The organism is Pseudomonas sp. MT92 (assembly GCF_058792515.1).
On record NZ_JBXAFA010000042.1, the window covers coordinates 1 to 2,544 of the forward strand.

The following is a 2,544-nucleotide window of genomic DNA, read 5'->3' on the forward strand; positions in this document are numbered from 1 at the left end:
ATTATGCGGGAACCACCACGGTTCAATGGACGGCATACGGTGAAGGTTTATAACCTCATTGCCAATCCGGTGTGTGGCGAATGATGGGCATTATGAGCGCTGAGCGTATATCTCAGTACGCTTTTATTAGCGGACTGCCTTTACCTAGGCTAGTTGACGTCAGCGCCAACTGCCCTAGCGGAAAGCGAATAGTAAGTGGCGGATGCAATTTCAATGGATATTCTACTCAAGTGAATTTGGACGACTCTTCGCCAAACTCTACAGCTACCGGATGGAATTGCTCTGTGAGAGTCATGTCCATCGATCAACCTGATCCCTGGACCGGGGTCGAAGCATCAGCGATTTGCGCTTACTACGGCGGTTAGATGTTAAAGCTCTTCATCTTGCCAATCCGGTGTGTGGTCGAAAGTTAGTTTAGAGTTGACCGGGAAAGACGTACAGACTGGACCAGTAATTGGCGTTATGAGCTTTATGTATCCATCGCCTAACGGAGATGTGTATTGCAAGTTGTACAATCAAACTTTGAAATCTGATGCATTAATAATTGCAAATATACAAACGAGTGCAATCTCGCAAAATCAAAATGTATCTCAACTGTCGACAGAAATTGTAATAAACAATCGAACAGTCGGACTTGATTATCAAGTTGCGATTCAGTCCGGAGGCGGGTTTTCTGTCTCGTCATCCGTCTCGGAATCCGCCGCGCAGGGATTCGTTCCCATCAAACTATGTGTTTGGGGAAAGCAAGTGGCAAATTGGAATGTACTTTATTCACTGAGCGTGCTGCAGTAGTCTTGCCAATCCAGTGTGTGGCGAGAGCCAGAGAAAACCACGATTCAAAGTGGCAGGGCCTACACTTCCGTTTGTAGCGCTGGCTGGTCAAACGCCGGGCAATCACTCTGCTCGGCGTTCCCCTACGTAGATATTGTATTTGAAACACCAATGCAGGAAACTCCTCAAATTCTTGTGTCCGCAGAGTTCCTATTTCCATTCACCCCTTGCGCTCAGGGCGCTACTGACGCCATCGATTATCAAGTTACTAATTTGTCAAAAACAGGTTTTAGACTGTACGGAGGTGCCAGTCCGGCATCTACGGCAATTGCTTCATGTGGCGATATAGCGTCCTCCGGCCGTGCAATTAGTCTGTTCTCATGGATCGCGATTTCCAAGAAGGTCTAATTGCCAATCCGGTGTGTGGAAGGAAGCCTCGACAAAACGCATCGAGATTCTTTATCTAACGAATGCGGATGTTAGTCTTGCTGTTGGAGATGGAGGAGTCGGCGCATGCGTGGATAACCACGCCATCAATTCAGCGGATTGGAAAGCAGTGTGTGGCGATCGAGCGTGTATTCAGCGCGGATTCAAAATGGGATGGGTGTCAGAGGTAAGTCCGCCAACCACTGCCTGGTCTAGCGCCAATAAGTTAAACTGTGCGTATTGACCCTCTTGCCAATCCGGTATGTGGCAAACGCAGTATTCGGCATTAAAATTCAAAACGTTCACCACCGGATATATGGAACCTGGCGACGGTCGATTTAATAGCTATCGTTATTGCCCACAGGGGTACGATCTTTCAGCATCCAAAGCATACGAGATTGGTGGAGCATTTTGTGGTACGCAAATTGTGGACTCTGGATCAGTCATGAATGCTTGTATTGGTGGGCCTTACTATCACGAACTCACTTGCGTAATGCTTAAATAGTATTGCCAATCCGGTGTTTGGAAATCAAACAGCCGTCCGGCGTCATGCATAGCGATTACCATACCAGGCTATTCAACAAACGATGTAACCACATATGCCTGCCCGTTTGGTTATGCGAAAGTCGGCTGGGACACAACTGGATCAGGATGGCGGAACAGTAGTACGGCCGGTGTCATCATTGGCCAGAACGATTACGCGACGATATTTTGTTGTCAGTTCTGACTGCTTTGCCAATCCGGCGTTTGGAAAGCGATCTCTTCTGACCGCTGGGGAGGCTCGTTCTGGACCGCTACTCATACCGCAGGGGGGTGCGCTACCGCGAACTCTTACACTGGCTCTTGCAGTTGTCCGAGCGGCTACACGGCCACTACATCTTTTGCTGTTCAAGTGGGCGGGTGTGGACCTTGCGTTGCTTATAACTGTTTCAAGCCTTAGTCATACGACCTTGCCAATCCGGTGTGTGGGCCAAATTAGGGAAGACGTTGATACTTACTGGGTATGTGGTCCCCAATCAATGCTCTACTATCTGGGTTGACCCCGGTAACAAGATTTGCAAAGACTCTCAATTCGCGGTGGTCAACTTCGAGAAAGTTTTCGCTACGGCTCCGAGAATTGTCACATCAGTAACAGCTGTCGGCCCGGAATCCCCTTGCATGGGAAACTCTGCAAGAGGATTCTCCACAGGATCAGGTAATGTGACTTCTTATGGTGCTGTTATCTGGGGGTGGGCCTCACCAATATTCGGCTATTGTGGTGGAGGTGATAATTATGCGGGAACCACCACGGTTCAATGGACGGCATACGGTGAAGGTTTATAACCTCATTGCCAATCCGGTGTGTGG

Annotated in this window: 1 pseudogene; it reads left to right on the forward strand. The window is 48.7% G+C overall.

From position 1 onward, the window contains the following. Window positions 1-1,744 precede the first annotated feature (1,744 nt). Window positions 1,745-1,924 (forward strand): annotated as a pseudogene (locus AC1Q6D_RS33080) (shufflon system plasmid conjugative transfer pilus tip adhesin PilV); the annotation flags it as partial. Window positions 1,925-2,544: the final 620 nt, after the last annotated feature.